Source organism: thiotrophic endosymbiont of Bathymodiolus puteoserpentis (Logatchev) (assembly GCF_900127505.1).
In the GTDB taxonomy this organism is placed as follows: domain Bacteria; phylum Pseudomonadota; class Gammaproteobacteria; order PS1; family Pseudothioglobaceae; genus Thiodubiliella.
The window spans coordinates 22,835-25,925 of sequence record NZ_UEXF01000071.1 but is presented as its reverse complement, the minus strand read 5'-3'; the positions used below and the strand labels follow the sequence as shown (position 1 = coordinate 25,925).

Here is a 3,091-nt window from a genome sequence, read left to right as displayed (position 1 = left end):
AGAATGCTTACTTTGCTTTTCAGATGTGGATTTAAGCAACTCTTCCAATCTTTGTATTTCTTCATTAAGATTGATCAATGGGTTCTTTAGCGCTTCACTGTGGTTTTTAACCGTTTCAGTTTTTTGGCTTATTCCTCCTTTATCTGTATCCCAGCTATAAACTGTCTTGGTTCCTCCTGTTAGCATGGTTTTGGTGCCATTCGCATTGACTTCTATTTGTGTTGTTCTGCCAGTTACTTCGGCGTTGATGGTGCCATTACCGCCGTCATACAATCTTTGTGCAACTAATTGTGCTAAAGAGGTAATTTCAGTTGAAGTGCCACTTGAAGAGGGTTTGTCTGTTTCACAACCCACTAAGGCAATACGACCTTGCTCTGTTTGTTCTATTCTAAGTTTTGTTTGTAAGTCGGTGATATAGGTAGCGAGTTGTTCAGCGCCTATTGCTGCCATTTCAGATCCGTGAGCCACTACATTGATACGGTATTTGCCATTGACATTAAGGCTGACTTCGTTGCCACTTAAATCATAAACTGTGAGTTTGCCATTGTCGTTCATTTTGGCAATATAACTATTGTCTGGGTGTTTGCTGGTTAGGGCATTTGTGGCATTTCTAACGGTCTCATTATCTGAGAGTTGCAGGACTATATTAGTTTGATATTGTGAGTTGTTGCTACTTAAATGCTTGCCATTGTATCTTACTAAAGTGCCTTCGCTGTTGTAAACTCGGCTCTCTACTTCGCCAGTAAACTCATTAAAACTATAGTGTGTTTTGGCTTTGCTGTCTTTGTGTCTCCACTCACTTGTGCCGGTGCTTGAGGTGAGTTTTTTGCCGTCTGGATCAATGGCAACATACTCGCTTCTAGCGCTAATGCTTTCAACACCTGTTTGTTTGAGTTGCCGCAACATTTCTGCGCCGTAAGTGCTGGTGTTGTCATCAGTGGGATTGTCTGAGACTAGATTACAACCTACCAGACTAATATGTTTTATAGTAACAGCGTCTGTGTTTAGTGTTTGAGTGATGGTGGTAATATTTGTGCTTAACGCATCAGCACTTCTACCGCCCAGTGTTTGAGTGCCGTCTTCTGCTTCTCTGCCGTAACCCACAGCCACCATTTTGACTTTGCCTGTGATGTCTTTAAGCTGAGTGCCATAAACCACTCGGTAGGCGCCGTCTTTGTCCATTTGCACGATGGTGGTTTTTGTTGGGTGTTTGAAGGCGAGTTTAAGGGTGCTGTCTTTGACATTGTCATCGGATTCGGTTTGGAATAGGATTTGATGGTCGTGGTTGGCTAGATCAGGTTTGGTTTTTTGGGACTCTGTGGTTAGTTTGTTGGTTTGTTCTTGGGTTAAGTTCTCCCAGGATTGGAGTTTTTTGTCGTTGTAGGGTTGGGTTTCGCCTAGGTGTCTTGCGCCAAGGTCTTCTGTTACTTGAGAGTCGCCAGGGTTTATGGATAGCCATGGTTTGGTTTGAGCGTAGGTGTTATACGCCTCAACTTCAATATGCAGCTCTCTAGATAAAAAACTCACCATAGCCTTGTAATCATCGACACTTATTTTATTGTTTTCTGTTATGATTCCTATTTTAGAGACAGGACCTTTAATCAGATTTATTGCATCTTTAAATTGTTTCAGCAGTTCTTGCTTGGAATAACTGTCTGAATCTATTGTGGCTAGAATTATATTGTCAATATTGGGTTTTTTTGCGAAATTGTATACAGGGTAAGATCTGTCTTTTTCGTAGGAAAAAGTAACATAGCCTAAGGTCTGTGCATCGAGAAATGCAAAACCATTGGTCGCCTCATTCGCTCCTGCTACTCTATCTACTGCTGTGTATTCACCATATACATAACGATAAGCATATGAGCCTCTATTCGGACCTGAAGGATTGTATACCAACACATTTGCATTAAACCTGCTGCTTAAATCACTCACAAGACCCGAGTAACCAAACATACCATGTGTGGCATACCAGTCTACACTGCCATCACCCATTTTTATGTTTATTTCTGCCATTGAAGCGCCATCAGGCAGTCGGCTTCCTAGTTCTTTCAGTGCTGCCAAAGTAGTATCAAAATCACTTGCCATAACACGAATTTTTAACTTACCTTCCAAGCCTTCTATTGATCTATTTAGTTGTAGCAAACCATCATCACCCACAGAAACAACAAGATGATAATTGTCGTCTGTGTAAGGGTCAAGCTGAGTTAATTCACCGTCTTTGTAGGCCCAAACAACTTTTCCTTCGTCAAGATGATAACGATTGTTAACTGTGTTTCTACCGGCTGATTCTGTTCTTGACGAACCTAATCTAGAACTGACCTTGGTTTCAATGTTCCTTGCTTTCAGTTCCATTGCAACATCTCTACTAAAATCAGCGCCTGGATTACATCCCTTCATAGCGACTGTATCAATACTTGATTGAACGGGTAAAACGCCTCTTAATGTAGCAACAATGTTAGCAATGTCATTAGCTGTTTTGCGTCCTGTAGTTTTTAACCCTTCGTTACCATGTCCAGAAAATAGTATTTTAATATTATCTGCTTTTATTTTGTGTAATTTAGGTCCATGCACAATCTGGTAGCCTCCCTCTTTATCCATTTGAATCAGCGTGGAGTTTTCGAAATGTTTGCCTGTCATATCTACCGAACTCTCTACTATGGCTGGATCATTTTCTAACTGAACAACAACATAATGTGTGTCCCTAGGGCCAGGAGAAACTTCAAGCTCATTTACTACTGTTATCTTCTTCCATGCACTTAACGCTCGTTGAGATTTTGTAATGTCACTAACAATCTTTGATGCCTTTCTCACACATTCCTCAGTCCAAGCTTTTTGAGCTGCATTTTTAGCAAGGTTAATCTCATCTTGACTTAGCAACCTTTCAAATTCACTTTTAGCACCTTCAATGCGTTTGAGTTGATCTCTAAGACTCAAGCCAGCAATGTCTTTTAACATATCTGCCCTTACATCAATATCTATCCCTCCCTTGTTAAATCTATTTTCTAAATGATAGGCAAGAGTATTCTTTGCACACTTGCGTGTCATTACGCTTAATCTATCAAACTGTTTTTGGTACTTCGTTTCTCGACCT

Annotated in this window: 1 protein-coding gene; it reads right to left on the bottom strand. The window is 40.6% G+C overall.

The genetic code is table 11. From position 1 onward, the window contains the following. On the bottom strand, positions 1–3,045 hold a 3,045-nt coding region (locus BHECKSOX2_RS08515), incomplete at its 3' end, for a C80 family cysteine peptidase (protein WP_180323732.1). Between the last annotated feature and the right edge of the window lie 46 nt (positions 3,046–3,091).